Annotated in this window: 24 protein-coding genes and 1 tRNA gene; 12 read left to right on the forward strand and 13 right to left on the reverse strand. The window is 71.5% G+C overall.

Annotated features, from left to right (window positions below; translation table 11 throughout):
- The first annotated feature begins 109 nt into the window (after positions 1 to 109).
- Both AQJ84_RS18830 and AQJ84_RS18835 read left to right on the forward strand, forming a co-directional pair.
- Positions 110 to 1,375, forward strand: coding sequence for a sensor histidine kinase (locus AQJ84_RS18830; RefSeq protein WP_030043516.1), 1,266 nt, complete (start codon positions 110 to 112; stop codon positions 1,373 to 1,375).
- Positions 1,372 to 2,052, forward strand: coding sequence for a response regulator transcription factor (locus AQJ84_RS18835; protein WP_030043517.1), 681 nt, complete (start codon positions 1,372 to 1,374; stop codon positions 2,050 to 2,052). The genes AQJ84_RS18830 and AQJ84_RS18835 overlap by 4 nt, the downstream gene beginning before the upstream one ends.
- A gap of 94 nt (positions 2,053 to 2,146) precedes the next feature.
- Here the strand turns inward: AQJ84_RS18835 and AQJ84_RS18840 are convergent, their stop codons facing one another.
- Positions 2,147 to 2,809 carry a copper chaperone PCu(A)C gene (locus AQJ84_RS18840; protein WP_030043518.1) on the reverse strand — a complete coding sequence of 221 codons (663 nt, stop codon included), beginning with the start codon at positions 2,807 to 2,809 and terminating at the stop codon, positions 2,147 to 2,149.
- A 612-nt stretch (positions 2,810 to 3,421) separates the two neighbouring features.
- Between AQJ84_RS18840 and AQJ84_RS18845 the strand changes: the two genes are divergently transcribed.
- The 6 genes from AQJ84_RS18845 to AQJ84_RS18870 all read left to right on the forward strand — a co-directional run bounded on the left by AQJ84_RS18845 (position 3,422) and on the right by AQJ84_RS18870 (position 9,750).
- The gene (locus AQJ84_RS18845) at positions 3,422 to 3,904 is read left to right on the forward strand and encodes a CarD family transcriptional regulator (protein WP_003953493.1); all 483 of its coding nucleotides are present in this window, start codon (positions 3,422 to 3,424) and stop codon (positions 3,902 to 3,904) included.
- Between the two features lie 258 nt (positions 3,905 to 4,162).
- The gene (gene ispD, locus AQJ84_RS18850) at positions 4,163 to 4,927 is read left to right on the forward strand and encodes a 2-C-methyl-D-erythritol 4-phosphate cytidylyltransferase (RefSeq protein ID WP_053191842.1); all 765 of its coding nucleotides are present in this window, start codon (positions 4,163 to 4,165) and stop codon (positions 4,925 to 4,927) included.
- Entirely contained in the window at positions 4,917 to 5,414 is a 498-nt protein-coding gene (gene ispF, locus AQJ84_RS18855) for a 2-C-methyl-D-erythritol 2,4-cyclodiphosphate synthase (RefSeq protein ID WP_030043521.1), read from the forward strand. The genes ispD and ispF overlap by 11 nt, the downstream gene beginning before the upstream one ends.
- 99 nt (positions 5,415 to 5,513) lie before the next feature.
- On the forward strand, positions 5,514 to 6,914 hold the full coding sequence (cysS, locus tag AQJ84_RS18860; RefSeq protein ID WP_030043522.1) for a cysteine--tRNA ligase: 1,401 nt from the start codon (positions 5,514 to 5,516) through the stop codon (positions 6,912 to 6,914).
- A gap of 111 nt (positions 6,915 to 7,025) precedes the next feature.
- On the forward strand, positions 7,026 to 7,967 hold the full coding sequence (gene rlmB, locus AQJ84_RS18865) for a 23S rRNA (guanosine(2251)-2'-O)-methyltransferase RlmB (RefSeq protein ID WP_030043523.1): 942 nt from the start codon (positions 7,026 to 7,028) through the stop codon (positions 7,965 to 7,967).
- Between the two features lie 118 nt (positions 7,968 to 8,085).
- Positions 8,086 to 9,750 (forward strand): DoxX family protein, encoded by a 1,665-nt coding sequence (locus AQJ84_RS18870; RefSeq protein ID WP_078632293.1) that lies wholly within the window; start codon positions 8,086 to 8,088, stop codon positions 9,748 to 9,750.
- Positions 9,751 to 9,960: 210 nt separating this feature from the next.
- Here the strand turns inward: AQJ84_RS18870 and AQJ84_RS18875 are convergent, their stop codons facing one another.
- The 4 genes from AQJ84_RS18875 to AQJ84_RS18890 all read right to left on the reverse strand — a co-directional run bounded on the left by AQJ84_RS18875 (position 9,961) and on the right by AQJ84_RS18890 (position 14,253).
- Positions 9,961 to 10,692, reverse strand: a complete 732-nt coding sequence (locus AQJ84_RS18875) for a nucleotidyltransferase family protein (protein ID WP_030043526.1) — start codon at positions 10,690 to 10,692, stop codon at positions 9,961 to 9,963.
- An 89-nt stretch (positions 10,693 to 10,781) separates the two neighbouring features.
- Positions 10,782 to 11,237, reverse strand: a complete 456-nt coding sequence (locus tag AQJ84_RS18880) for a hypothetical protein (protein ID WP_030043527.1) — start codon at positions 11,235 to 11,237, stop codon at positions 10,782 to 10,784.
- Positions 11,238 to 11,450: 213 nt separating this feature from the next.
- Positions 11,451 to 12,587, reverse strand: coding sequence for an ABC transporter ATP-binding protein (locus AQJ84_RS18885; RefSeq protein WP_030043528.1), 1,137 nt, complete (start codon positions 12,585 to 12,587; stop codon positions 11,451 to 11,453).
- Positions 12,588 to 12,933: 346 nt separating this feature from the next.
- On the reverse strand, positions 12,934 to 14,253 hold the full coding sequence (locus tag AQJ84_RS18890) for an RNA-guided endonuclease InsQ/TnpB family protein (protein ID WP_051870172.1): 1,320 nt from the start codon (positions 14,251 to 14,253) through the stop codon (positions 12,934 to 12,936).
- A gap of 175 nt (positions 14,254 to 14,428) precedes the next feature.
- Here AQJ84_RS18890 and AQJ84_RS18895 point away from each other — a divergent pair.
- Positions 14,429 to 14,502, forward strand: a tRNA-Thr gene (locus AQJ84_RS18895).
- A gap of 40 nt (positions 14,503 to 14,542) precedes the next feature.
- Here the strand turns inward: AQJ84_RS18895 and AQJ84_RS18900 are convergent.
- The 5 genes from AQJ84_RS18900 to AQJ84_RS18920 all read right to left on the reverse strand — a co-directional run bounded on the left by AQJ84_RS18900 (position 14,543) and on the right by AQJ84_RS18920 (position 19,744).
- The gene (locus tag AQJ84_RS18900; protein WP_030043530.1) at positions 14,543 to 15,022 is read right to left on the reverse strand and encodes a GNAT family N-acetyltransferase; all 480 of its coding nucleotides are present in this window, start codon (positions 15,020 to 15,022) and stop codon (positions 14,543 to 14,545) included.
- Positions 15,023 to 15,031: 9 nt separating this feature from the next.
- On the reverse strand, positions 15,032 to 15,919 hold the full coding sequence (locus AQJ84_RS18905; protein WP_198536330.1) for an aminoglycoside phosphotransferase family protein: 888 nt from the start codon (positions 15,917 to 15,919) through the stop codon (positions 15,032 to 15,034).
- A 98-nt stretch (positions 15,920 to 16,017) separates the two neighbouring features.
- The gene (locus tag AQJ84_RS18910; RefSeq protein WP_107082738.1) at positions 16,018 to 17,511 is read right to left on the reverse strand and encodes an MFS transporter; all 1,494 of its coding nucleotides are present in this window, start codon (positions 17,509 to 17,511) and stop codon (positions 16,018 to 16,020) included.
- 43 nt (positions 17,512 to 17,554) lie between these two features.
- Positions 17,555 to 18,535, reverse strand: a complete 981-nt coding sequence (locus tag AQJ84_RS18915) for a zinc-binding dehydrogenase (RefSeq protein ID WP_030043532.1) — start codon at positions 18,533 to 18,535, stop codon at positions 17,555 to 17,557.
- 48 nt (positions 18,536 to 18,583) lie between these two features.
- A complete protein-coding gene (locus AQJ84_RS18920; protein WP_053191844.1) occupies positions 18,584 to 19,744 on the reverse strand; it encodes an FAD-dependent oxidoreductase in 1,161 nt (386 codons plus the stop codon).
- 144 nt (positions 19,745 to 19,888) lie between these two features.
- Here AQJ84_RS18920 and AQJ84_RS18925 point away from each other — a divergent pair, with 144 nt between their 5' ends.
- Positions 19,889 to 20,569 carry a pentapeptide repeat-containing protein gene (locus AQJ84_RS18925; RefSeq protein ID WP_051870173.1) on the forward strand — a complete coding sequence of 227 codons (681 nt, stop codon included), beginning with the start codon at positions 19,889 to 19,891 and terminating at the stop codon, positions 20,567 to 20,569.
- 4 nt (positions 20,570 to 20,573) lie between these two features.
- Complete coding sequence (locus tag AQJ84_RS18930; protein WP_053191846.1) at positions 20,574 to 21,224, forward strand: hypothetical protein; 651 nt, start codon at positions 20,574 to 20,576, stop codon at positions 21,222 to 21,224.
- A 198-nt stretch (positions 21,225 to 21,422) separates the two neighbouring features.
- Here the strand turns inward: AQJ84_RS18930 and AQJ84_RS18935 are convergent, their stop codons facing one another.
- Positions 21,423 to 21,923: a hypothetical protein gene (locus tag AQJ84_RS18935; protein ID WP_030043538.1), complete on the reverse strand. Its 501-nt coding sequence runs from the start codon at positions 21,921 to 21,923 to the stop codon at positions 21,423 to 21,425.
- Positions 21,924 to 21,963: 40 nt separating this feature from the next.
- Here AQJ84_RS18935 and AQJ84_RS18940 point away from each other — a divergent pair, with 40 nt between their 5' ends.
- The gene (locus tag AQJ84_RS18940) at positions 21,964 to 23,433 is read left to right on the forward strand and encodes a M1 family metallopeptidase (RefSeq protein ID WP_030043539.1); all 1,470 of its coding nucleotides are present in this window, start codon (positions 21,964 to 21,966) and stop codon (positions 23,431 to 23,433) included.
- Between the two features lie 30 nt (positions 23,434 to 23,463).
- On the opposite strand, the gene AQJ84_RS18945 is transcribed toward AQJ84_RS18940, so the two are convergent.
- Together AQJ84_RS18945 and AQJ84_RS18950 are read right to left on the reverse strand one after the other, a co-directional pair.
- The gene (locus AQJ84_RS18945; protein ID WP_030043540.1) at positions 23,464 to 24,405 is read right to left on the reverse strand and encodes a GNAT family N-acetyltransferase; all 942 of its coding nucleotides are present in this window, start codon (positions 24,403 to 24,405) and stop codon (positions 23,464 to 23,466) included.
- A 124-nt stretch (positions 24,406 to 24,529) separates the two neighbouring features.
- Positions 24,530 to 25,105, reverse strand: a complete 576-nt coding sequence (locus AQJ84_RS18950; protein WP_030043541.1) for a TerD family protein — start codon at positions 25,103 to 25,105, stop codon at positions 24,530 to 24,532.
- Positions 25,106 to 25,128 lie beyond the last annotated feature (23 nt).

The following is a 25,128-nucleotide window of genomic DNA, read 5'->3' on the forward strand; positions in this document are numbered from 1 at the left end:
CACCCCAAATGAACCGTCACTGGCTCCAAGGTGAACTCTGGGCGACGAGTGTTCGAGCTCGCACTCGGACGGCTGTGGGCGGAGCCCGACCCATGCCTAACCTGGGTGCATGGACGTGAACGCGGCGGTCGCCGCAGCGGCGGCGATAGCCGGTGTGCTCACCGGTGTCATCGCCATGCTGGCGTTCCGCTGGAGCGAGCGGGAGCAGAAGCGCCCCACCCGCACCTCTCTGCACACCGACCCGGTGCTTCCGCCGGGCGTGGACACCGTCCTGTCCGTGCTGAGGTCCTCCGCGGTCGTCCTGGACGAGGCGGACGCCGTGGTCAAGGCCAGCTCCGCCGCCTACGCCCTCGGGCTGGTGCGCGGCGGCAAGCTCTCCGTGGAAGCCATGCTCCAGATGGCCCGGGACACCCGACGCGACGGCGAGATACGCCAGGTCGAGCTGGACCTCCCCAGACGCGGCACCGGCCGTGGCGAGGCCCTCGCCGTCTCCGCACGCGTCGCCCCCCTCGGCTCCCGCCTGGTGCTGCTCCTCGTCGAGGACCTCACCGAGGCCAGGCGCATAGAGGCGGTGCGGCGCGATTTCGTGGCGAACGTCAGCCATGAGCTGAAGACCCCGGTCGGCGCCCTCTCCCTGCTGTCCGAGGCCGTGATGGACGCCTCCGACGACCCGGAGGCGGTGGAGCGCTTCGCCGGCCGGATGCAGATCGAGGCGACCCGGCTGACCAACCTGGTCCAGGAGCTCATCGACCTGTCACGCGTGCAGAACGACGATCCGCTCGAGGACGCCGAACCGGTCCGCGTCGACGAACTCGTCGCCGAGGCCATCGACCGCTGCCGGCACCAGGCCGGCGCCAAACAGATCACCATGGCCGCGGCCGGCCACGTCGACCTGGCAGTCTGGGGCAACCGCGGCCAGCTCGCCGCCGCCCTCGGCAACCTCGTCGAGAACGCCGTCAACTACTCTCCCGCCCGCACCCGCGTCGGCATAGCCGCCCGCCGTGTGACCGCGCCCGGCGGCGACATGATCGAGGTCGCCGTCACCGACCAGGGCATCGGGATCACCGACAAGGACAAGGAGCGCATCTTCGAGCGCTTCTACCGGGTCGACCCGGCCCGCTCCCGAGCCACCGGCGGTACCGGCCTCGGCCTGGCGATCGTCAAGCACGTGGCCGCCTCGCACGGCGGGGAGGTCACGGTGTGGAGCTCCGAGGGACAGGGCTCCACCTTCACCCTGCGACTCCCGGAGGCGGGTGCCGCCCGAGACCGGGCCCACCAGCGTCCGGACCTCGACGGTCTCGACGACGAGACCGGACCTTCGTCCCCCGAATCATCCCCTTACGAACCGCTCCACTCCCCGGAGGTCCTTCCGTGACCCGAGTGCTTGTCGTCGAGGACGAGGAGTCCTTCTCCGACGCCCTGTCGTACATGCTCCGCAAGGAGGGCTTCGAAGTCGCCGTGGCGACCACCGGGCCCGACGGACTCGACGAGTTCGACCGCAACGGCGCCGACCTCGTCCTCCTCGACCTGATGCTGCCCGGCCTGCCGGGCACCGAGGTGTGCCGCCAGCTGCGCGGCCGCTCCAACGTCCCCGTCATCATGGTGACCGCCAAGGACAGCGAGATCGACAAGGTCGTCGGGCTGGAGATAGGAGCCGACGACTACGTGACCAAGCCGTTCTCCTCCCGAGAGCTGGTCGCCCGTATCCGCGCAGTGCTGCGCCGCCGCGGAGAGCCCGAGGAGGTCACCCCGGCCGCCCTGGAGGCGGGCCCGGTCCGCATGGACGTCGACCGCCACGTCGTCACCGTCTCCGGCTCCAAGGTCGACCTTCCCCTCAAGGAGTTCGACCTCCTGGAGATGCTGCTGCGCAACGCCGGCCGCGTCCTCACCCGTATGCAGCTCATCGACCGCGTCTGGGGCGCCGACTACGTCGGCGACACCAAGACCCTGGACGTCCACGTGAAGCGCCTGCGCGCCAAGATCGAGCCGGACCCGGGCGCGCCCCGGTACCTGGTGACGGTCCGGGGGCTGGGCTACAAGTTCGAGCCGTAGACCGGCCACGCACTGACGCCGAAGGGCGGAACCTCCTGGGAGGTTCCGCCCTTCGGTCGTACGACGATCTCGTACGGCTGTTTCGAACGACCGCTCAGTGGCCCGCGCCCGCGGCCGGCGACTCGGTCGTGGTCGACTCGCCGGTCGCCGCGTCCGTGCCGGTCGGGGTTGCCGTGGGGGCGCTCGGCGTGGCCTCGGGGTCCTCGCTCGCGCCGGGGCTCGAGGTGCCGCCCGGCGTCGCGGGGATCTCGGTGGGGCCCCAGGTGGAGAAGTAGTGCTCGGCGGGGACCACGAAGGCGCGCAGGCTCACGTCACCGGTCTTGCTGAAGGTGAAGGTGACCTTCTGGGCGTTGCCGTTCTGCACGTTCTCGCCGAGGCTGTTCAGCACCGCGGAGGCGTTGCCCTTGCCGCCGAGAATGAGCGAACCGCCCGCGGGGACGGTCACCTTGCCCTTGCCCTTGGCGGGCGTGAGCTCGGCGCTGCCGCCACCGTCGACGGCCACCGAGTCCAGGGTCTGGGCGGTGTCGCCGCTGTTGAAGAGGGTGGCCGAGATGACCGCCGGGCCCTTGGCCTCGACGTCCGGCTGGGTGATGACCACGACGTTCTGGAGCTTGATGTCCCCGACCGACGTGGCCGCGTTGTCCGGCTTGACCCCCAGGGTCTGTGCGTTGTTGCCGGCCGCGCACGCGGAGAGCGAGGCGATCGAGAACGCGATGGCGGCGGCGGCGAGGGCACCGCGTCGAAGGCTGCTGCTCACGGCGGCGGCGACTCCTTGACTCGAGCGAGGCGGCCCGTAAAGCCGCGCTAAGTGTCTGTCAGCGGCATCAGGTTACCGAGCCGTCCCCGTGCCGCCGCACCCGACCCTCCCCCGGGGGCCCGTCACTTCGCCCGGTCTACCCCCGGCAGGGGCGGTCACGGCACTCCCGGGTGACCTCCGAGCCACGGCGAGGTGTCGCTCGTACGGCATTCACATAAGCCGGCCGATCGCGCGCCGGGGATTTTCCGTGAAGGAATCCGTGCACCCCGAAATTGATCACCATCCGTCCGGCCGAACGCCACGATGATCAATTCCGGATTCGACCCGGACCCGACTCCCCTCATCGAACGGAGTAGCGGAAGTCGCACGGTTGGAAGCGGACATATGGGGATGTTTGGCCGCTTGGAGGGGCCTCCGGATGCGTGTAACGGCCGCGTTTCTCCTCCCCCGAAGAGCCGCTCCGACCTGCGAATACCTTCTTCCGCTCGGCCTCCGCAGCACGTTCCTGTTGTTGTTGTCAAGCCCCGAGATATGCCCTGACCTGCGAAAACGCCATTCAGAACCCGCAGTTTCCGTGTTACTCTGGATAGCCACGGAAGGGGTACCTGTCACATGACGTTCAAGGTTGGCGACACCGTGGTCTATCCCCATCACGGGGCCGCGCTGATCGAGGCCATCGAAACTCGCCAGATCAAAGGCGTGGACAAGACCTACTTGGTGCTGAAGGTCGCCCAGGGCGACCTGACGGTACGTGTGCCAGCGGACAATGCGGAGTTCGTCGGCGTGCGTGATGTGGTCGGTCAGGACGGGCTGGACCGGGTCTTCGAGGTGCTGCGCGCGCCGTACGCCGAGGAGCCCACGAACTGGTCGCGTCGTTACAAGGCAAACCTGGAGAAGCTCGCCTCCGGCGATGTCATCAAGGTCGCGGAAGTCGTGCGTGACCTGTGGCGTCGTGAGCGCGAGCGTGGTCTCTCCGCCGGTGAGAAGCGCATGCTCGCCAAGGCCCGCCAGATCCTGGTGAGCGAGCTCGCGCTCGCGGAGAACACGAACGAGGACAAGGCGGAGGCCCTGCTCGACGAGGTTCTCGCGTCCTGACGCCGGCGCAAGCCAGCCTCAGCACATCTGAAATGCCGCGGTGCCCGATGACGTATTTCTCGTCGCCGGGCGCTGCGGCATGTTCGTACCCGGACGCCGACGTGCGTACATCTCGGGGAAAGCCTCCCCCGATACTGGGCGTGCCGGGCCCGGGCAGCTGGCTCGACCGGCGTCACGGAAGGGTCCGGTCAAGGCGTCGCGCCCGGCACGCTGAGGCCATACCCACCTAGGCCGAGCACACAAACCTGACAGGAACCGATGTCTGACGATTCGCGCCCCTCGCCCGCGGAAGTCCGGGCCGCCGCCCGTACGGCCGCCGTGATCCCGGCCGCCGGCCGTGGTGTACGTCTCGGCCCCGGCGCCCCCAAGGCGCTCCGCGCGCTGAACGGCACCCCCATGCTCATCCACGCGCTCCGCGCCCTGGCCGAGTCCCGTGCCGTCTCCCTCGTGGTCGTCGTGGCCCCGCCCGACGGCGCGGCCGAGGTCAAGTCCCTGCTCGACGCGCACGCCCTGCCCGAGCGCACCGACTTCCTCGTCGTCCCCGGCGGTGAGACCCGCCAGGAGTCCGTGAAGCTCGGTCTGGACGCGCTGCCGCCCGCGTACGACATCGTGCTGGTGCACGACGCCGCCCGCCCCCTCGTCCCGGTCGACACGGTGGACGCCGTCGTCGAGGCCGTACGGGCGGGAGCCGTGGCCGTCGTCCCGGCGCTGCCCCTCGCGGACACCGTGAAGGAGGTCGAGCCGGCCGCGACCCCGGGCGAACCGGAGCCGGTGGTGGCCACCCCGGAGCGGGCGCGGCTGCGTGCCGTCCAGACCCCCCAGGGCTTCGACCGCGCCACCCTGGTCCGCGCCCACGAGACGGTCACCGCCGACGTCACCGACGACGCCGGCATGGTCGAGCGGCTCGGCGAGACGGTCGTGACCGTCCCCGGCCACGAGGAGGCCTTCAAGGTCACCCGCCCGCTGGACCTCGTCCTCGCGGAGGCGGTCCTGGCCCGCAGGAGGCTCAACGATGGCTTCTGACCTCCCCCACGTGCTGCCCCAGGTCGGCATCGGCACCGACATCCACGCCTTCGAGGAGGGCCGCGAGCTGTGGTGCGCCGGCCTCAGGTGGGAGGGCGAGGGCCCGGGGCTGGCCGGTCACTCTGACGCTGACGTCGTCGCCCACGCCGCCTGCAACGCGCTGTTCTCCGCGGCCGGTCTCGGCGACCTCGGTCAGCACTTCGGCACCGGGCGCCCCGAGTGGTCCGGCGCCTCCGGGGTGACCCTGCTGACGGAGGCCGCCCGGATCGTCCGCGAGGCCGGGTTCACCGTCGGCAACATCGCCGTACAGGTCGTAGGGCCCCGCCCGAAGATCGGCAAGCGCCGCGACGAGGCCCAGAAGCTGCTGTCGGAGGCGGCCGGGGCGCCGGTGTCGGTTTCCGGCGCGACCACGGACGGCCTCGGCTTCCCGGGCCGGGACGAAGGCCTGATGGCGGTGGCCACGGCGCTGGTGGTGCGGACCGGCTGACCGGCCGGGCCGGGCGACGGAGCCGACCGACGTCACGAATGTGTGCCCCTTGGCCGCAAGGGGCTCAAGGCAGTGCTCCGCGCCTACTACCCTGGAGGCGTGACTATTCGCCTGTACGACACCAGCGCCCGGCAGATCCGTGACTTCGCCCCGCTCCAGCCGGGTTGTGTCTCGATCTACCTCTGTGGCGCGACCGTGCAGGCGGCACCGCACATCGGGCACATCCGCTCGGGGCTGAACTTCGACATCATGCGCCGCTGGTTCGCGTACCGCGGCTACGAGGTCACGTTCGTCCGCAACGTCACCGACATCGACGACAAGATCATCGCCAAGTCGGCCGACCAGGGCCGCCCCTGGTGGTCGATCGGGTACGAGAACGAGCGCGCGTTCAACGACGGCTACACCGCGCTCGGTTGCCTCCCGCCGACCTACGAGCCGCGCGCCACCGGTCATGTCACCGAGATGGTCGAGATGATGCGCGGTCTCATCGAGCGCGGCCACGCCTACGAGGCCGACGGCAACGTCTACTTCGACGTGAAGTCGTTCCCGGAGTACCTGCGCCTGTCCAACCAGGAGCTGGACAACCTGCTCCAGCCCTCGGGCGAGGGCGAGACCGGCAAGCGGGACCCGCGGGACTTCGCCATGTGGAAGGCGACCAAGCCGGGTGAGCCGAGCTGGGAGACGCCGTGGGGCCGCGGCCGGCCCGGCTGGCACCTGGAGTGCTCGGCGATGGCCCACAAGTACCTGGGCTCCGTCTTCGACATCCACGGCGGCGGCCTGGACCTGATCTTCCCGCACCACGAGAACGAGATCGCCCAGGCCAAGGCCTACGGCGACGAGTTCGCCCGGTACTGGGTGCACAACGCCTGGGTCACCATGAGCGGCGAGAAGATGTCGAAGTCGCTGGGCAACTCGGTCCTGGTGTCCGAGATGGTCCAGCGCTGGCGTCCGATCGTGCTGCGCTACTACCTCGGCACCCCGCACTACCGCTCGATGATCGAGTACAGCGAGGAGGCCCTGCGCGAGGCCGAGTCCGCGTTCGCGCGGATCGAGGGCTTCGTGCAGCGCGTGATGGAGAAGGCCGGGGGAGTCGTCGAGCCGTCCGCCGACGTCCCGCCCGCCTTCGCCGAGGCGATGGACGACGACCTGGGCGTCCCGCAGGCCCTCGCCGTCGTGCACACCACCGTCCGGCAGGGCAACTCCGCGCTGGCCGCCGACGACAAGGAAGCCGCCGTGGCCCGCCTCGCCGAGGTCCGCGCCATGCTCGGCGTCCTCGGCCTGGACCCGCTCGACCCGCACTGGGCGGGCGAGAGCGACCGCGGCGACGACCTCCACGGGGTCGTCGACAGCCTGGTACGCCTGGTCCTGGACCAGCGTGAGGCGGCCCGCGCCCGCAAGGACTGGGGCACCGCGGACGCCATCCGCGACCAGCTCAACCAGTCCGGCCTCGTCATCGAGGACAGCCCGCAGGGACCGCGCTGGAGCCTCGGCCCGCGCTGAGCTCTTTCTTGATCGATTGTGCCGCCCGGCCATCCGGGCGGCACACTGCATATACGCACGTACGCACGCTTCGGCTTCCCCGGGGCTTCTCAGAGAACAGACAGGTAGGTCATGGCAGCCAACAACCGCCGCATGTCCGGCAAGAAGGGCGCGCAGGTCGGCAGCGGCGGCCAGCGACGCAGGGGCCTCGAGGGCAAGGGCCCGACCCCGCCCGCCGAGATGCGCAAGGGTCACAAGAAGAACCGCGTGGCCAACGCCAAGGCGAAGCAGGCGGTACGCCGTCCCACGCCGCGCGGCCGGGGCGGCAAGGGCACCTCCGAGATGGTCGTCGGCCGCAACCCCGTCGTCGAGGCGCTGCGCGAGGGCGTGCCCGCGGTGACGCTGTACGTCCAGCAGTTCATCGACAACGACGAGCGGGTGCGTGAGGCGCTCCAGCTCGTCGCCGAGCGCGGTGGCGTCCACCTCATGGAGGCCCCCCGCCCCGAGCTCGACCGCATGACCAACGGCCTCAACCACCAGGGCCTCGTCCTCCAGGTCCCGCCGTACGAGTACGCGCACCCCGAGGACCTCGCGAACGCCGCCTACGACAAGGGCGAGGACCCGCTCATCGTCGTCCTCGACGGCGTCACCGACCCGCGCAACCTCGGCGCCGTCGTCCGGTCCGCCTCCGCCTTCGGCGGCCACGGCGTCGTCGTCCCCGAGCGGCGCGCGGCCGGCATGACCGCCGGTGCCTGGAAGACGTCCGCCGGTGCGGCCGCCCGGACGCCCGTCGCCCGCGCCACCAACCTGACGCGCACCCTGGAGGCGTACAAGAAGGCCGGCATCACGGTCGTCGGTCTCGCCGCCGACGGCGAGTCCGAACTCGGTGACCTTCAGGCCCTGTCGGGGCCCGTCGTCATCGTCGTCGGCAGCGAGGGCAAGGGCCTGTCCCGGCTGGTCGGCGAGACCTGCGACCACCGGGTGCGGATCCCCATGCCGGGCGGTGCCGAGTCGCTGAACGCGGGCGTCGCGGCGGGCATCGTGCTCTACGAGACGGCACGGCGACGCGCCTGAGCGACTGTTCGACGTAGTCACCCACACGGGGTATTCCTGGCGTCGAGGACAACCTTGACGGGGTCCGGACAGATCCGCCCGGTCAAAGCAGTGTCCTAAGCACACGTCACTCGGTTAGATGAGTGTGGACACCAGAACACCCCGCACACCCACGGGGGACGGCCCGTCGGGATTCGACGACGCTCCCGCGCTGAGCATGGTGAAGGTGCCGAGCGATCCGGCGCAGATCATCGTCAATCATGTGAGCTTCCGCGTGCAGTTGGGCGCGGCGACGCGGCGTAGCCAATCCCCGCGGATCGCACGGCACTTGAGCACCGACGACACCACCCGGATCCCCCCCGTCGGTGCCGCGGTCGGCAGACCGGGCGTGACCGCGGCCGCCCGTCGCCGGCCCGTCGTGTGGAGCGGCAGGTCCGATCCCGACGACACCGGAGCCCACCGCCTGTTGCAGGCCGTGCGGGGCGGCAGCGTCCGGTACGGCGAGGACCCCGTCACGTCCGCCGACGCCGGAGCCACCCAGGTCATCCCGCGGATCGACGCCAACGGCGGTTACGGCGACGGCGGTTACGACGACGGCTACGACGCCCTCGACCAGACCGTCGAGACCCCGGTCGTGGGCGCCCAGCGCACCCACGCCTCCGACGGCGGCCGACTCCTGCCGAACATGCGGACCGTGGGCAGCGTCGACGACGAACCCGCCTACCGGGGCGAGGAGTTCGACGAGTACGGCACGTCCGACACCGGCACCGACGGCCGCCGCGCCAAGCGGCACGGCGACGAACCGGCACGGCACGCCTACTTCCCGGGCCGCCGTATGAACCTCGGCGTCGTCCTGCTCCCGCTGCGGATCTTCCTCGGGTTCATCTCCATCTACGCCGGCATGGGCAAACTCTGCGACCCCGTCTACTTCGACGGCGGCGAACGCGGCTCCATGGTCAAGTGGCTCAACACCCTGCACCCCTGGGAAGTCGCCGAGCCGCTGCGGCAGTTCGCCCTCGAGCACCCGGTCGGAGCCGGGCTGGTCATCGCCTTCCTCCAGGTCATCGTGGGCGTCCTCACGATCCTGGGCTGCTGGCAGCGGGTCGCCGCGGTGGTCGGCGCCGGCCTCTCGGCCGCGCTCCTCGTCACGGTGAGCTGGAAGAGCGTCCCCGCCTACGACACCCCCGACATCATCTACCTGGCCGCCTGGTCCCCGCTGATCATCGCGGGCGCCCCCGTCTACTCCATCGACGGCCGTCTCGCCGGCGGCGCCTGGCGCCGCCTCGGCCCCCGTGCCGACATCTGGGACCTGCGCCGCTACGTGCTGCGTCGCGGCGCCCTGATCACCGTCGTCGTCACCGGGCTGACCCTGCTCCTCGGCTCGCTCCTCGGCGGCGCGGTCCGTGACGCGGACCGCGTAGTCGTCCCCGGACCCGGTGAGGCCCCGCGCAACGAACTGCCCGGCTCCCCGCTCCCGCAGGACCCCGCCAAGCGGCAGAAGAGGACCCCGTCGGCCTCCACCACGCCCACCCAGGGCGCCACGACCGGCCCCTCCGCGGCCACCTCCGCCACCCCGGACGCCACCCAGGACACCGGCACGGTCACCGGCGGCTCGCCCAGCCAGACCCAGGGCACCGGCCAGGCGCCGCCCCAGCAGTCCGCCCCGGTCGAGCAGGCCCCCAGCACCAGCTCCGGCCCCACGTCCGGCGGCAGCGCCTCCGGCGGTTCCACAGGTGGCTCAGGCAGCGGCGGCGGAGGCTCCGCCTCCGGCCAGCCGGGCCTGGTAGGCGGCCTGTTGGGGTAACCGAGCCGGTGGGCGGCATCCTGGGCACGCCCGCCGGCTGAACTCCCCGCCCATACGACGGAGGGTCCCGCACGTCATCCGTGCGGGACCCTCCGTCGTATGCGTGGGGGCCTGCGAGGCCGCTCAGGAGCGTCGGGAACCGCGCGACCCGCTGGACCACCTGCCGGCACTCGCCGAACCGCCACCTGACCGGCACCCGCCGAACGGCCTCTAACGACCCAGCGCGGCGAGCTCCTTGGCCGCCTCCGTCAGGTCCTTCGCGGTGTCGATGGCGCGCCAGTACGCGCCCTGCGGGATCGGGTAACCGGCGAGGCGGCGCTCACGCGCGAGGCGGGGAAAGGTCGTGCGCTCGTGATCGCCGCGCTCGGGCAGCAGACCCGCGAACTCCGGCGCGAAGACGTACACGCCCGCGTTGATCTCGTGCGTGCTCGGCGGCGACTCTATGAAGTCCGTGACCCGGCCGAACCCGTCCGTCTCCACCGCTCCCCACGGAATGCGCGGCCGTGCCAGCGCCAGGGTCGCCACCGCGTCGCGCTCGGCGTGGAAGTCCGCCATGTCGCGCAGCGAGAAACGGGTCCAGATGTCGCCGTTGGTGGCGTACCAGGGCCGGTCGGGGTGGGGGAGATGCGCGGCGGCGTACTTCAGGCCGCCGCCGCGGCCGAGCGGCTCCGTCTCGACGACGGTGGTGACGTTCACCGGGAGGTCGGCCGTCTCCAGCCAGTTCTGCAGGACTTCGGCGAGATGGCCGCAGCTGACCACCACGTCCGTCACGCCCTCTTCCGCGAGCCAGACAAGCTGATGGCCGATGATCGGAGTCCCCGTGCCGGGGATCTCGACCATCGGCTTGGGCCGGTCGTCGGTGTAGGGGCGCAGGCGGGAGCCCTGGCCGCCGGCCAGTACGACGGCTTGAACGGGGCGGGACGCGGCGTTCGGATCGGTCATGACCGAACTGTACGTGGCGTCCCGCCCGCAGCCGGGGCCGGCAACCCTTCCTTGGAACCAGGCGCTACCACCCTCCCTCGGGCCGTCGTTCAGCTGTGCGCGGCCGCGACGCCGGTCGCGAAGGACGTGTCGCAGACGGGCCGGGCGAACGACTGGGCGCGCGTGGGTCCGTACACACGGACCGCGGCCTTGCCCAGGGCGCGCGCGATGGACACGCAGTGCTTCGCCAGCGACGGACGGCCGTTCACCGCCTCCTGGAGGTGGGTGAGTGCGACGCCCGGGTTCTTCTCCTGGAGCTCGGTCAGCAGCTGGTCGCGCAGCAGCTCGTGCGGGGCGCGGGCCACGGCCCCCGAGGAGGTGTCCGCGTTGGAGGCGTCCGCCGCGGTGAGCACCGAGTTCGAGGGGTTCCCCGACCAGTTGACTCGGGTGACCGCCAGGGTCCCGGAGAGCACCAGGACTACGGGCAGGACGAATGCGAGGGAGCGGCCGATCCGGCGGGCGGGGCCCCGGCCGCGTCGCGTCTGTTGGTTAGTGGAGTGCTTCACGCGTGTGAGGGTAGCGCGGGGTGATGATTTGGCGACATTTAGTCACCGGTTCGGGGGATGAAGTGGTGCCTCTTTTTGGGTAACGCGTTGACGCACACTGCTCGAAATGACGGGTATGCCGGGGTATTCGGCGACAGCGAAGAGGGCCCCGCGGCAGGCCGCGGGGCCCTCTTCGTCAACCTGGGTGAATTGCCCGGGGTTGTGCTGCCCGGGTCAGTCGGTGAGGCGCTCGCCCGTGGAGGTCGAGAACACGTGGGTCTCGCCCGGCCGCGGCACGACGTGCAGCGTGGCGCCCTTCTCCGGGACCGCGCGGCCGCTGACGCGGACGACCAGGTCCTTGAGCTCGCCGTCGACCTTGGCGCTGCCGTAGACGTAGCCGTCGGCGCCGAGCTCCTCGACGACGTTCACGGTGACCGCGAGACCGGCCGGGGCGTCCTCGGTGTCCTTCGACAGGGCGGCAGCGGCGGCGCCGTTGTGCTCGACCACGTCGAAGTGCTCCGGGCGGACACCGACGGTGACGGTGGTGTCACCCTTGTCGGAGGCGGCCTTCAGGGCTTCGCGGTTGACCGGGACGACGCTGTTGCCGAACTTCACGCCGCCGTCGGTGATCGGGACCTCGACGAGGTTCATCGCCGGGGAGCCGATGAAGCCGGCGACGAAGAGGTTCGCCGGACGGTCGTACATGTTGCGCGGGGAGTCGACCTGCTGGAGCAGACCGTCCTTGAGGACGGCGACCCGGTCGCCCATCGTCATGGCCTCGACCTGGTCGTGGGTGACGTAGACGGTGGTGATGCCGAGGCGGCGCTGCAGCGAGGCGATCTGCGTACGGGTGGAGACACGGAGCTTGGCGTCCAGGTTGGACAGCGGCTCGTCCATGAGGAACACCTGGGGCTCACGCACGATGGCGCGTCCCATGGCGACACGCTGGCGCTGACCACCCGAGAGGGCCTTCGGCTTGCGGTCCAGGTACTCGGTGAGGTCGAGGATCTTCGCGGCCTCCTCGACCTTCTGCCGGATCTCCGCCTTGTTGACGCCGGCGATCTTGAGCGCGAAGCCCATGTTGTCGGCGACGGACATGTGCGGGTACAGCGCGTAGTTCTGGAACACCATGGCGATGTCCCGGTCCTTGGGCGGCAGGTGCGTGACGTCACGGTCGCCGATGCGGATGGCGCCGCCGTTCACGTCCTCGAGCCCCGCGAGCATGCGGAGCGAGGTGGACTTGCCGCAGCCGGACGGGCCGACCAGGACGAGGAACTCGCCGTCCTCGATGTGGATGTCGAGACCGTCGACGGCGGGCTTGGTGGAACCCGGGTAGATCCGGGTCGCCTTGTCGAACGAGACAGTGGCCATGGTGAAGGGCCCCCTTCTACCGGCAGGAACGTGCCGGACGATCCGTTGTAGGAAGGTGGTGAGCCGCCCCCGGCGGTGCGGGGGTGGTGTAGTCCACACGCGTGAACTGGGTCAGGACGGTACCTGGCGTTCACGTGGTCTGTCAGTACCTGGGGGACTGTGAACTTCGCCGAAATTTTCGAGGGGGCGGCAGAGCAACGCACTTTTGACCTCGCTACGAAGCTTCCTGCTTCATCGCCCGCCGCCGACCACGCGCAACCCTGGTGAGCTGCGACTGACCGGTCTTACGTGGGCTCCACAGGCATTCCGGCCGACGGCCCGTCGGTCCGTACCGCACCAGCCACGCCTACGCGGCCAGCAACCGCAATCCTTCGTCCCGGAGATTCGCGGCGGCGTTCACATCGCGGTCGTGGAGCGCACCGCACTCGGCACACGTCCACTGCCGCACCGAGACGTCCAGCTTGGGGCCCATGGAGTGACAGCCCGAGCATCGCCGGGTCGAGGGAAAGAAGCGGTCCACGACCACCAGCGTCCGGCCGTACCATTCGCACTTGTAGCGCAGCTGCCGCACCAGCTCGCCCCAGCCGGCGTCCATGATCGCCCGGTTCAGCTTCGCCTTCCGTTGCTTCCCCTTGCCGCGCCTCGCTCGCATCAGGGCCGCGACGGACAGCTCCTCCACCACGAGCACTTGGTTCTCGCGCACGAGGCGGGTGGTGAGCTGGTCCAACAAGTCCCTGCGGACGTCACGGATGAGTGTGTGGAGGCGCGCGATCTTCAGCTTGGCCTTCTCCCGGTTCTGGGACCCCTTCACCTTCCTGTGCAGTTCCCGCTGCAACCGTGCCAGCTTTCGCGCGTACCGCTTCAACAATCGTGGATGATCGAGCTTCGTCCCGTCGTCCAACGTGACGAGAGACGCCAGCCCCACATCCACCCCGACCGCCTTCGGCTCCCCCGAACCCGGAACGAAGACGGGAGACAACGGCGCTATTCGCTCCTCTACCAGCGTCGACACGAAATACCGCCCCGCGCGATCCCGGGTCACGGACAAGCGAACCGGGACCACTTCGGCGGGCAACGCCCTTGACCACCGGATGTCCAGCGGCTGCGTTTGCTTGGCCAGCGTGATCAACCCCGTACCCGGCCGCTCCGGATCTTCGATCCACCGGAAGCCCGTGCGCACGTAGGTCGCCGCATCCCGCGACCGCCCCTTCTTCTTCCGCTTCGGATACCTTTGCTCCCCCTTGAAGAACCGGCCGTACGCCTGGTCGAGATGTCGCAGGGACTGTTGAAGGACCGTCGACGACACGTCCTGCAACCACCCCGTCTCCTCAGCCCGTTTCCAGCCGGTCAGCGCGCGGCACGTCTCCGCGAAGCCCACCTTCACCCGGTGCCGTTCCCAGGCCTCGGACCGCAGCGCCAGCCCCTCGTTGTAGACCCACCGGCATGCCCCGAAGGTCCGCTCCAACTGCTCGGCCTGCTCTTCGGTCGGGTAGAAGCGGAAACGGTAGAGGCGGTGGTGCGCGTCCGAAGTCTTGGCGTGGGACTTCAGCCGCGTGGTCTTCCGCGCGTGGTGCTTGCGGCGCTCGCCGATGCCGAGTGCCTCGCGCTTGATGCGCTCGGCCTCCTCGCCCTTCACCGCCGTCGGCTTCGCCGCCGTCTTCCCCATGGCCCCCTCCCCGACGATCCGATCTCCGGAACAGCACGTCAGATCGATCAACGAACGGATGCGCGGGTGGTTACGCATGAACCCGGAAGCGTGTGAGTGGAGAACTTCGTGGCTTGGGGAAACGGCCTCTGTGTACAGTGGTGCCGCCTTCCCGTGCGGAGTTGTGCCGTGCGATGCCCCCTTAGCTCAGTTGGCCAGAGCGCGTGACTTGTAATCTCGAGGTCGTCGGTTCGATTCCGACAGGGGGCTCAGGAAAACCCAGGTCAGACGGTGTCTGGCCTGGGTTCTTTCATGTCGGGTCGCCCAGGGTGCGCAGGGACTCGTCGGTCAGGCGGTACACCGTCCACTCGTTCTGGGGGTGGGCGCCGAGGGATTCGTAGAAGGCGATCGACGGGGTGTTCCAGTTCAGGACGGACCACTCCAGGCGTTCGTAGCCGCGGGCGACGCAGATGCGGGCCAGTTCGGTGAGGAGGGCCTTGCCGTGGCCGGCGCCCCGGGCGTCGGGGCGGACGTAGAGGTCCTCGAGGTAGATGCCGTGGACGCCGCGCCAGGTGGAGAAGTTGAGGAACCACAGGGCGAAGCCGACGGGCTCGCCGGTGGTGTCGTCGGTGGCGATGTGGGCGTAGGCGGCGGGGTGTTCGCCGAAGAGGGCGTCGTGGAGCTGGGCCGGGGTGGCCCTGGCCTCGTGCGGGGCCTTCTCGTACTCGGCGAGTTCGCGGACGAGGGCGTGGATGACGGGGATGTCGCCGGGGGTCGCGGTGCGGATCATGCCGGGAGGCTAGCCCGCGTGATTCCTCAGGCGCCTCCCGATCTCCAGCCGGCGGGGCTCCGGCGGGCGGCCGTCCTCGATGTCCCACAGGGTGTTCTGGAGGAGCCGGGCGAGGGTCCAGGCACGCGCGCGGGCGCGGTCGAGGCCGAGGACGTCGGTCATGGCGTCGAAGCGCCAGTGGATCTCGTCGGCGTCGAAGCGGTTGTCGAGGGCCGGCCAGAGTTCGAAGCCGGGGTCGCCGGCGAGCGGTTTGGGGTCGATGGCGAGCCAGGGGGCGCGGTCGGAGGCGAGGACGTTCTCGTCGTGCAGGTCCCAGTGCAGGAGGCGGTCGCCGGGTTCGTCGATCACCTCGCGTACGGCGGCGGCGCAGTCGGCGATCAGGCGGCGGGTGCGTAGGTCCGGGGTGCGTTCCAGTGCCCGGGGGGTCCGGTCGAGCATGACCTGCGCGATGTCGCCGAGGCGCCGCATGCCCGGCGGGGCGGGGAACGCGGTGAGGTGGGACAGGAGCCGGGCGATGACGAGGACGGCCTCGCGGGTGTCGCCGAGGTGGGACAGCATGCGGGTGGGGTCGAGGCGTTCGAGGAGCATGGTCCCGGTGGCCTCGTCGTGATCGAGGAGCCGTACGGCCTGGTCGCCGTCCCAGACGCGCAGGGCGACGGGCTCTCCCTCGCTCTCCTCGTCGAGGAGTTGGAGCTTCAGGACGGCCCGGCCTGCGTCCGCGCGGACGACCGGCAGGACCAGGGCGCTGACCCCGTGCATCGGCCGTCCGTCGACCGTCAGCTCCCAGCGGTCGAGGAACTCGGCCGTCAGCCGCGGCAGTCCGGCGACGAAGGCGCGGCCCGCCTCCCCGTTGAACTCCTCCTGCGAGGCGGCCAGCTCGTCCGGGACGTCGATCACGCGTCGGACCCTACCCGCGTCCGGGAATCGCCTCACGCGAATTCGAGTGGGGGAGGACCGGGCGGAGAGTGCGCGGCGGCTGCGGGTCTCGTGACCGCTCAGGCCACCGCCTCCGGTACCCCCGTCTTCGTCGTGGCGCCCCGTTTCGGGGGCCGTGAGGTGATCATCAGGCCCGCGACCAGGCCGGCCAGCAGCATGGCGGCGGCGGCCCACCAGATGGCGACCGAGTAGCCGTGGACGACGGCCTTCTCGGCGAGCAGGGCGCGGCCGCCCGGGTCGGCGAGGTGGGCGGTGAGGTAGGCCGTGCTGCTGGTGGTGGCGATGGTGTTGAGGAGGGCCGTGCCGATGGAACCGCCCACCTGCTGTGCGGTGTTGAGGGTCGCGGAGGTGACGCCGGAGTCCTGGGGGGCGACGCCCGCGGTGGCGGTGGAGAAGACCGGCACGTAGGTGAGGCCCATGCCGAGGCCCATGAGGATCAGCGCGGGCAGGATCTCGGTGGCGTAGTCGCTGTCCACGGTCATCCGGGTGAGGACCACCATGCCGGTCGCGGCGAGGAACATGCCGGGGGCCATGAGCATGCGGGGTGGCAGGCGGTTGATCAGGCGGGCGGAGATCTGGGTGGAGCCGATGACGGTCGAGGCGGTGAGGGGGAGGAAGGCGAGGCCGGTCTGCACGGGGGAGTAGGCCAGGACGACCTGCAGGTAGTAGGTCATGAAGAGGAACAGGCCGAACATGCCGACGATGGCGAGGGCCATGGTGAGGAAGCAGCCGGCGCGGTCGCGGTCCCTGACGATGCGGAGGGGGAGCAGGGGCATGGGGGCCCGGGCCTGCCACCACACGAACGTCGTCAGGAGTGCGACGCCCGTCGTGAACAGGCCCAGGACCAGCGGGTCGGTCCAGCCCCGGGGTGCCGCCTCGCTGAAGCCGTAGACGATCGCGACCAGGCCGCCGCAGCCGAGCAGCACGCCGGGGACGTCGAGGCGGGCGCCGGCCTGGCCGGGGCGGGCGTCGAGGAGTGCGAGGGCGCCGATGACGGCGACGACGGCGATGGGGACGTTGACGTAGAGGCACCAGCGCCAGTCGAGGTACTCGGTGAGCAGTCCGCCGACGACGAAGCCGGTCGCCGAGCCGCTGCCGGCCAGGGCACCGTAGACGCCGAAGGCCTTTCCGCGCTCCCTGGGGTCGGTGAAGGTCGTCGTCAGGAGGGAGAGCGCGGAGGGGGCCAGTACGGCGGCGAAGGCGCCCTGGAGGGCGCGGGCGCCGAAGAGCATGCCGGGGGTGGCGGCGGCGCCGCCGAACGCGGAGGCGGCGGCGAAGCCGACCAGGCCGATGACGAAGGTGCGCTTGCGGCCCACCAGGTCGGCGATGCGGCCGCCGAGCAGGAGGAGGCCGCCGAAGGCGAGGGTGTAGGCGGTGATCACCCATTGCCGGTCGCCGTCGGAGATGCCGAGGTCCTGCTGGGCGGACGGGAGCGCGATGTTGACGATGGTCGAGTCGAGGACCACCATCAGCTGCGCGAGGGCGATGATCACCAGGGCCCACCAGCGGCGCGGGTCGGCGTCCTTGGGAGCACCTTTCGGGGTGACGCTCACCGGGTCAGCAGAACACGGATCGTGGCCGGTCGCATCCGGGGAGTCAGGGCTCGAGGACCACCTTTCCGGTGGTCCGGCGGGTCTCCAGGGCCCGGTGCGCGGCGGCCGCCTCGGCGAGTGGGAAGCGTTGGACGGCGGGGGTGAGGCGGCCCGCGGCGGCCTCGGCGAGGGCGCGCAGTTCCAGGGTGCGTACGGGCTCGGGGCCGCCGGCCCTGCGCATCATCGCGGGGCCGAGGACCTGCTGGGACACGCCGTCGACGAGGTAGGGCCCTGCGTCGTGCGGGCCGCCCGCGGACCAGCCGAAGACGAGGTGCCTGCCGCCTGGGCCGAGCAGGGCGACGGCCTCGCGGGCCACCTCGCCGCCGACGCCGTCGAAGACGACGGTGGCATCGCGTCCCGCGAGGTGGGCGCGGACCTTCGCCGGCCAGGCCGGGTCGGTGTAGTCGACGGCGAGGTCGGCGCCGTTGGCCTGGACGCGGGCGGTCTTCTCGGGACCGCCGGCGAGGCCGACGACGGTGGCGCCGGCGTGCCTGGCGTACTGCACGAGGAGGGTGCCGATGCCTCCGGCGGCGGCCGGGATCACGGCGACCGAGCCGGGGCCGAGCTCGGCGAACTGGAGGATCCCCATGGTCGTACGGCCCGTGCCGATCATGGCGACCGCCTGCGCGAAGTCCAGGTTCGCCGGGATCTCGTGGAGGCGTTCGACGTCGGTGACGGCGAGTTCGGCGTAGCCGCCGGGGGCGAACCCGAGGTGGGCGACCACGCGGCGGCCGAGCCACAGGGCGGCGACGCCCTCGCCGAGGGACTCCACGACGCCGGCGATCTCGCGGCCGGGGACGGTCGGCAGGGTGGGCCGTTCGGGCAGGGGGCCCTGGACGCCCTCGCGCACGGCGGTGTCCAGGAGGTGGACGCCGGCCGCTTCGACGGCGACACGGACCTGGCCCGGGCCGGGTCGCGGGTCGTCGATCTCCTCGTATGTGAGGTTCTCGGCGGGGCCGAAGGCGTGCAGACGGATGGCGCGCATGGGGCGACTCCCTTGGTGGTCTCTCCGCAGGTGCCCCACTGTTCAACCTCAAGCATGCTTGAGGTCAAGGTGGTGGCGGCCGAGCGCCAGCGACACCGCGGTCAGGGCGCTGTTGAAGGAGACCTCGCTGAGCACGCCGGGCGCGGCCACCTGGTCACCCGCCAGGTAGACGCCGTCACCGCGGTCGACGGAGGGCCGGTCGCGCCAGCTGGTGCCGGGCAGGTCGACGGCGCCGGTACGGCCGTTCGCGACGGCCGCGCTCCGCCAGGTCACCCGCCCGCGCCAGCCCTCGAAGGCGAGGTCGAGGAGCTGCTCGGCGCGCGTGACGCCGTCGGCCTTGGTCTCGTGCGGGGCGATGGGGATCTGTCCCTGGATGAGCTGCTCTCCGGCGGGGGCCAGGGAGCGGTCCTGGGCGGTGAACCGTTCGATCCAGCCGGGGGCGTCCAGGTCGGAGACGGCGAAGGCGTCGCCGCGCCGGGTGCGTACGGCGAGGTCGACGAGGGCGGTACGGCCGCCGGGCCAGGTCAGCGAGTCGTCGCCGAGGAGGCGGCGGGCGGCGTCCAGGGAGGTGGCGACGACGACGGGCGTGTCGGTGGGGAGGGTGTCGACCCGTGACAGCGTCTCCATGCGCACGCCGAGGTTCCAGGCCCGGGCGGCCATCCGGTCGATGACACTGGCCCAGCCGCCGCGCGGGTAGTGGGCCTCGGGGGGCAGTTTGGTGGCGCGGCGCAGGCGTTCCTGGACGAACGCGGCGGACAGGGTGCCGGGGTCGTGGTGGAAGACCGCCACGGCGGAGTAGTGGGCGGCCGCGCGGGCGGCCTCCTCCCCGGCCTGCTCGGTCGCCCAGGTCATGAAGTCGACGTCGACGGGGGCCTGGCGGGCGCCGGGGCGCAGCAGCTTGAGCATCGCGAAGGGCGGGGTGCGGCGCAGTGCGCCCCGGTAGCGCAGCCTGAGGCGGGCCGCCTCCAGGGGCGGGATCGGCGCGAGCGGTCCGATGAGGTCGCGCTGCTGGAGCCAGGACCAGTGCGGGCCGCCCTTGTAGAGCGCGTGCGGGCCCTCGTTCGTCCGGTAGGGCCCCTCGGCGGTCCGGGCCCGGCCGCCGAGGGTGTGGTGGGCTTCGTACACGGTGACCTTGGCGCCCGCCTCGGCGGCGGTGACGGCCGCGGTGAGGCCGGCGAAGCCGCCGCCGACGACGGTGATGCGGTGCATGGCTGGGGTCTCCCTCGGTCGGGTTGCCGGTCCTTGTCCGTTTCCTTATCCGTGCGTACGACTGATCGAGGGCCCCGGAATGTGACATCACCGGTGTTCGCGCAGGTCGGGGCGATTGTCAGTGGTGGGGTGCAGCATGGGGGCATGGTGAGGCGAGCGACGGGTGCGGGTGGCCGGCAGCGGGGAGCGCGGCGGCCGGAGGTGCGGCTGCCGCCCCTGGTGCCGTACGACGGTGGGGGGTTGGAGCCGGACGGGGACTACGACGGGGTGGAGTTCACGGAGGCGGACTTCGCGGGGCAGGACGGGCGGGGTGCCCGGTTCATGGACTGCGCGCTGACGGCGTGTGCGCTGGACGAGGCCCGGCTGCACCACGCTCGCTTCCTGGACTCCGTCCTCACCGGCATCCGGGGGGTGGGCACCGACCTGGCCGAGTCGACCCTGCGGGACGTCGAGTTGGTCGACGCCCGCCTCGGCGGGGCGCAGCTGCACGGGGCGGTTCTGGAGCGGGTCCTGATCCGCGGCGGCAAGATCGACTACCTGAACCTGCGCACCGCCCGTCTCAAGGACGTCGTCTTCCAGGGCTGTGTCCTGGTCGAGCCGGACTTCGGCGGGGCCCGGCTGGAGCGGGTCGAGTTCGTGGACTGCGAGCTGAAGGGGGCGGACCTCAGTGCGGCCACCCTGAAGGACGTCGACCTGCGGGGAGCCGCTTCGCTGGAGATCGCGCGGGGTGTGGACCGGCTGTCGGGGGCGTTGATCAGTCCGGCGCAACTGCTGGACCTGGCACCGGTATTGGCGGCGGAGCTGGGGATCAGGGTGGAGGGCTGACGGGGTGGGGACGTTCTACGGCAACGTGCTGGTGGCGCGGACGTGCGACGAAGTGGTGCCGCTGCTCGCGGGGGCCGGCGACCCGGACGGCGAGCCGCTGCGGGGGTACGCGATGGCCGTGGGCCCCGGCCACACGGTGATCTGCCCGGCCGAGGGGACCGACGCGATCGGACTGGCCGGCCCGCTGAGCCGACTGCTCGGGGCGCCGGCGCTGAGCGCGTACGTCCATGACTCCGACGTGCTGGACCTGCGGGTGTTCGTGGGCGGGGAGCAGCGCCACGGGTACGACTCCTTTCCCGGGTACTTCGACGAGGTCGAGACCGACGAGGACGGGAATCCGGTGGGTGCGGTGGCCGAGGGCCGTCCCGAACCCGTAGGCGTCGATCCCGAGGCCTTCCTGCCGCTGGCGGCGGGCCCTGTGGACCGCGCGGCACTGGTCCGCGTCCTGCGCGGGACACCCCTGGACCCGCAGGACGGCGAGGGCGGGCGGTACGTGTTCGCGGACGACCGGCATCACGACGTGATGGCGACGCTGGGTCTGGACGCGGCCCGGCTGAGCACGGGGTACGCGCAGCTGTCCCGTGGGTACCTGCCGGGTGGGACCGTGGCCGGGGACCTGATAGCGCTGGGCGGGGCGGAGCCGCCGGCGCGGTGAGGCGGGGTGCGGGCCCGGTGCGCCCGGCCAGGAGCCCGGTGCGCGGTGGCCGGGTCTCGGTCCGGCGCCCGGTGCGCCCGGCAGGAGCCCGGCGCGCCTGGCACGAGCCCGGCGCGCGGTGGCCCGGACTCGGTCCGGCTCCCGGTACGCCAGGTCGGTCGGGAGCCCGGTGCGCGGTGGCCCGGTCTCGCCCCGGCCTCATCCCAGCCGGGGGAAGCGGGCCTGCAGTGTCCAGATCGCCGGGTTCTCGCCCAGGTCGTCGTGCAGGTCGACGAGGTCGGCGATCAGGTCGTGCAGGAAGTCCCGGGCCTCCTTGCGGAGTTCGGAGTGGGAGAAGCTCAGCGGGGGCTCCTCCGCCGGCATCCAGTCGGCCTCGATGTCCACCCAGCCGAAGCGGCGCTCGAAGAGCATGCGGTCGGTGGACTCGGTGAAGTCGAGTTCCGCGCGCTGGGGGCGGGCGGCGCGGGAGCCCGCCGGGTCACGGTCGATCCGCTCCACGATGTCGCACAGCGCCCAGGCGAAGTCGAGCACCGGCACCCATCCCCAGGCTGTGGACAGTTCCCGGTCCGCCTTGGTGTCGGCGAGGTAGACGTCACCGCAGAACAGGTCGTGGCGCAGGGCCTGGACGTCCGCGCGGCGGTAGTCGGTCTGCGGGGGGTCCGGGAAGCGGTTGGAGAGGGCGTAGCCGATGTCGAGCACGTACGTGATGGTGTCACGCGCGTCCTCGTAGGATCGCCGGGTGTCCCGATCCGTACCGGTTGTCCCGACCTGGGCCCCTCGCGCCCTCCGTCCTGCCCGCACCGCCCTGTTCCTCGCCCTCGCCCTGACCGCCGCATGCGGCGGTGGCGGCGGTGGCGGTGGCGGTGGCGGAGGAGCAGAGAAAGAAGAAGCGTCCGGCCGACCCGGCGCCTCGGGGGTGCGCGACCCGTACTTCCCCAAGGCCGGCAACGGCGGGTACGACGTCACGCACTACGCCCTGGACCTCGGCTACGAGCCCGCCACCGGCCGCCTCACCGGCACGGCGACGATCAGCGCCCGCGCCACCCAGGCTCTGTCCGCCTTCGACCTCGACCTCGAAGGACTGTCCGTCCACGGCGTCACGGTGGACGGCGAAGGCGCCCGCTGGGACCGTGCCGGGCAGGAACTGACCGTACGTCCGCGGGACACTCTCGCCCGTGACAAGACCTTCCGCGTCACCGTCCGCTACTCCGGCACGCCCAAGACGATCACCGACCAGGACGGCTCCGAGGAGGGCTGGCTGCGCACCGCGGACGGGGCGCTCGCCCTCGGGGAGCCGACGGGCTCGATGGCGTGGTTCCCCGGCAACCACCATCCCTCGGACAAGGCGTCGTACGAGCTCACCATGACCGTGCCGAAGGGGCTGCGGGCCGTGTCCAACGGCGAGTTGGTGAGGGAGCGGAGCACCGGGGGCCGTACGGCCTTCACCTGGCGCACGGCCGAGCCCATGGCGAGCTACGTCGCCACGGTCGCCGTCGGCGACTACGACGTCCGCCGCTCCACCACCGCCGACGGCCTGCCCGTGTACGTCGCCGTGGAACCGGCCCTGGCCGAGGCGAGCCGCACGGTGCTGGGCAGGATCCCCGAGGTCACCCGGTGGGCCGCCGACACCTTCGGGCCGTATCCCTTCTCGTCCACCGGGGCGATCGTCCACGGTGACACCGACGTCGGCTACGCCCTGGAGACGCAGAACCGGCCGGCGTTTCCCGGCGTGCCCGACACCCTGCTGCTCGTCCACGAGATCGCCCACCAGTGGTACGGCAACTCGGTCACGCCGAAGACCTGGCGGGACATGTGGCTCAACGAGGGCTTCGCGACGTACGCGGAGTGGCTGTGGCAGGAGGAGCACGGCGGCGACAGCGCCCAGGAGACCTTCGACGCGCTGTACGACCACGGGGAGCGGACCTACGAGGACCTCTGGTCCTTCCCGCCCGCGAAGCCGACGAGCGCGGCGCACATCTCCGACAGCCCCGTGTACCAGCGCGGCGCGATGGTCCTGCACCGGATCCGCCGCACGATCGGCGACAGCGCCTTCCGTGACCTCCTGCGCGGCTGGGCCACCACCTGGCGCCACGGCAACGCGGACACGGCCGACTTCACGGCGTACGTCGAGAAGCGGGCGCCCGGCAGGAACCTCGAGGCGATCTGGGCGGACTGGCTGTACGGGGAGGGGAAACCGAAGTCCGTCTGAGACCGTCGCCGGCCTCACAGGGCAGTGCGCCTAGTCCAGTTCGTCCAGCAGCCGCGCCAGGCCGGGCGGCCACACGGGTTCCGGTTCCGCGGCGAGTTCCCTCCTCGTCCACCAGCGCCAGGTGAGGATGCCGTCCTGGGCGTGCGCGGCGGCCAGGTGAGGTCCGGTGGGTTCGCGCCGCGGGCCGTGGCTGACGTAGATGTGCTCGTGCTGGCGGACCGGGATGTCGAACCGGGTGAAGTCGTGTTCCCACGTGCACAGCAGGGGGCCCGGTTCGAGGTCCGTCCAGCCGGTCTCCTCGGCGAGTTCGCGCAGGGCGCCCTCGCGGGGGCTCTCGCCCGGGTCCAGACCGCCGCCGGGCAGGGCCCAGTGCACGCCGACCTCGGCGTTGTCGTAGCGGAAGAGGAAGACGGAGCCCTCGGGGTCCAGTACGGCGATCCGGGCGGCGGGGCGCGGTGTCCGCAGTGTCTTGCGCAGCACCGCGCAGGGGCGGTCGCGGTGGCGGTCACCGCGGCGGTCGATCACCTCGTAGCCGAGGGCCGTCCAGAAGGCGAGGCCCCGGGGGTTGGCGTCGAGGACGGCCAGGCGTACGGCGGCGTGGCCCGAGGCGCGCAGCCGGTCCTCGACGAGCGTGGCCAGCCGGCGTCCGTGGCCCCGGCGTCGGAGCTCCGCCGCCACCATCAGGAAGCCGATCCACGGGTCCGGGTCGGCGGGGTCGGGGTGCCGGGCGAGGGTGATGGCGATCCCGACGAGCCTCCCCTCGCTGCGGGCCAGCAGGACCTCGGTGCCCGGGAGCACCGCCTCCTCGACCAGGGTGGCCGCCACCTGGTGCGGGCGGATGTCGTCCGGGTCCGGGAAGTCGCCGCTGAGGGCGAAGAAGTCACGGTGGGCGGCGTAGAGCGCGGTGAGTTCGGTGAGCAGCGGACCCGGGAGGTCGCGATCCGGAGTGAGGGGGAGGGGGGTGAGGATCACGCGGGCAACCTACCGGTCCGCCCGCGGGCCGGCGGCCGGAACGCCGGAGCCCCCGGCCGGAACGCCGGAGCCCCCGGCCGTCGGGACGGTCGGGGGCTCCGGCAGGCTGCGGTGGGGCGTCGGATCAGACGTTCACACCGAAGTCCTGGGCGATGCCCACCAGGCCCGACGCGTAACCCTGGCCGACCGCGCGGAACTTCCACTCGGCGCCGTTGCGGTAGAGCTCGCCGAAGACCATGGCCGTCTCGGTGGCCGCGTCCTCCGACAGGTCGTAGCGCGCGATCTCGGCGCCGCCCGCCTCGTTCAGGATGCGGATGTAGGCGTTGCGGACCTGGCCGAAGTTCTGCGAGCGGTTCTCGGCGTCGTAGATCGAGACCGGGAAGACGATCTTCTCGATGTCGGCCGGGAGGCCCGCGAGGTTGACCTTGATCGCCTCGTCGTCGCCCGCGCCCTCGCCGGTGCGGTTGTCACCGGTGTGGACGATCGTGCTGTCCGGGGTCTGCTTGTTGTTGAAGAACACGAAGTGGGCGTCCGAGTAGACCTTGCCCTGCGTGTTGACCGCGATCGCGGAGGCGTCGAGGTCGAAGTCCGTGCCGGTGGTGGTGCGGACGTCCCAGCCGAGGCCCACGGTGACGGCGGTCAGGCCCGGAGCCTCCTTGGTGAGCGAGACGTTGCCACCCTTGGACAGGCTTACTGCCATTGTTGGGAGTCCTTCCCTCGTTA

The sequence above is a fragment of the Streptomyces resistomycificus genome, from assembly GCF_001514265.1.
GTDB lineage: Bacteria > Actinomycetota > Actinomycetes > Streptomycetales > Streptomycetaceae > Streptomyces > Streptomyces resistomycificus.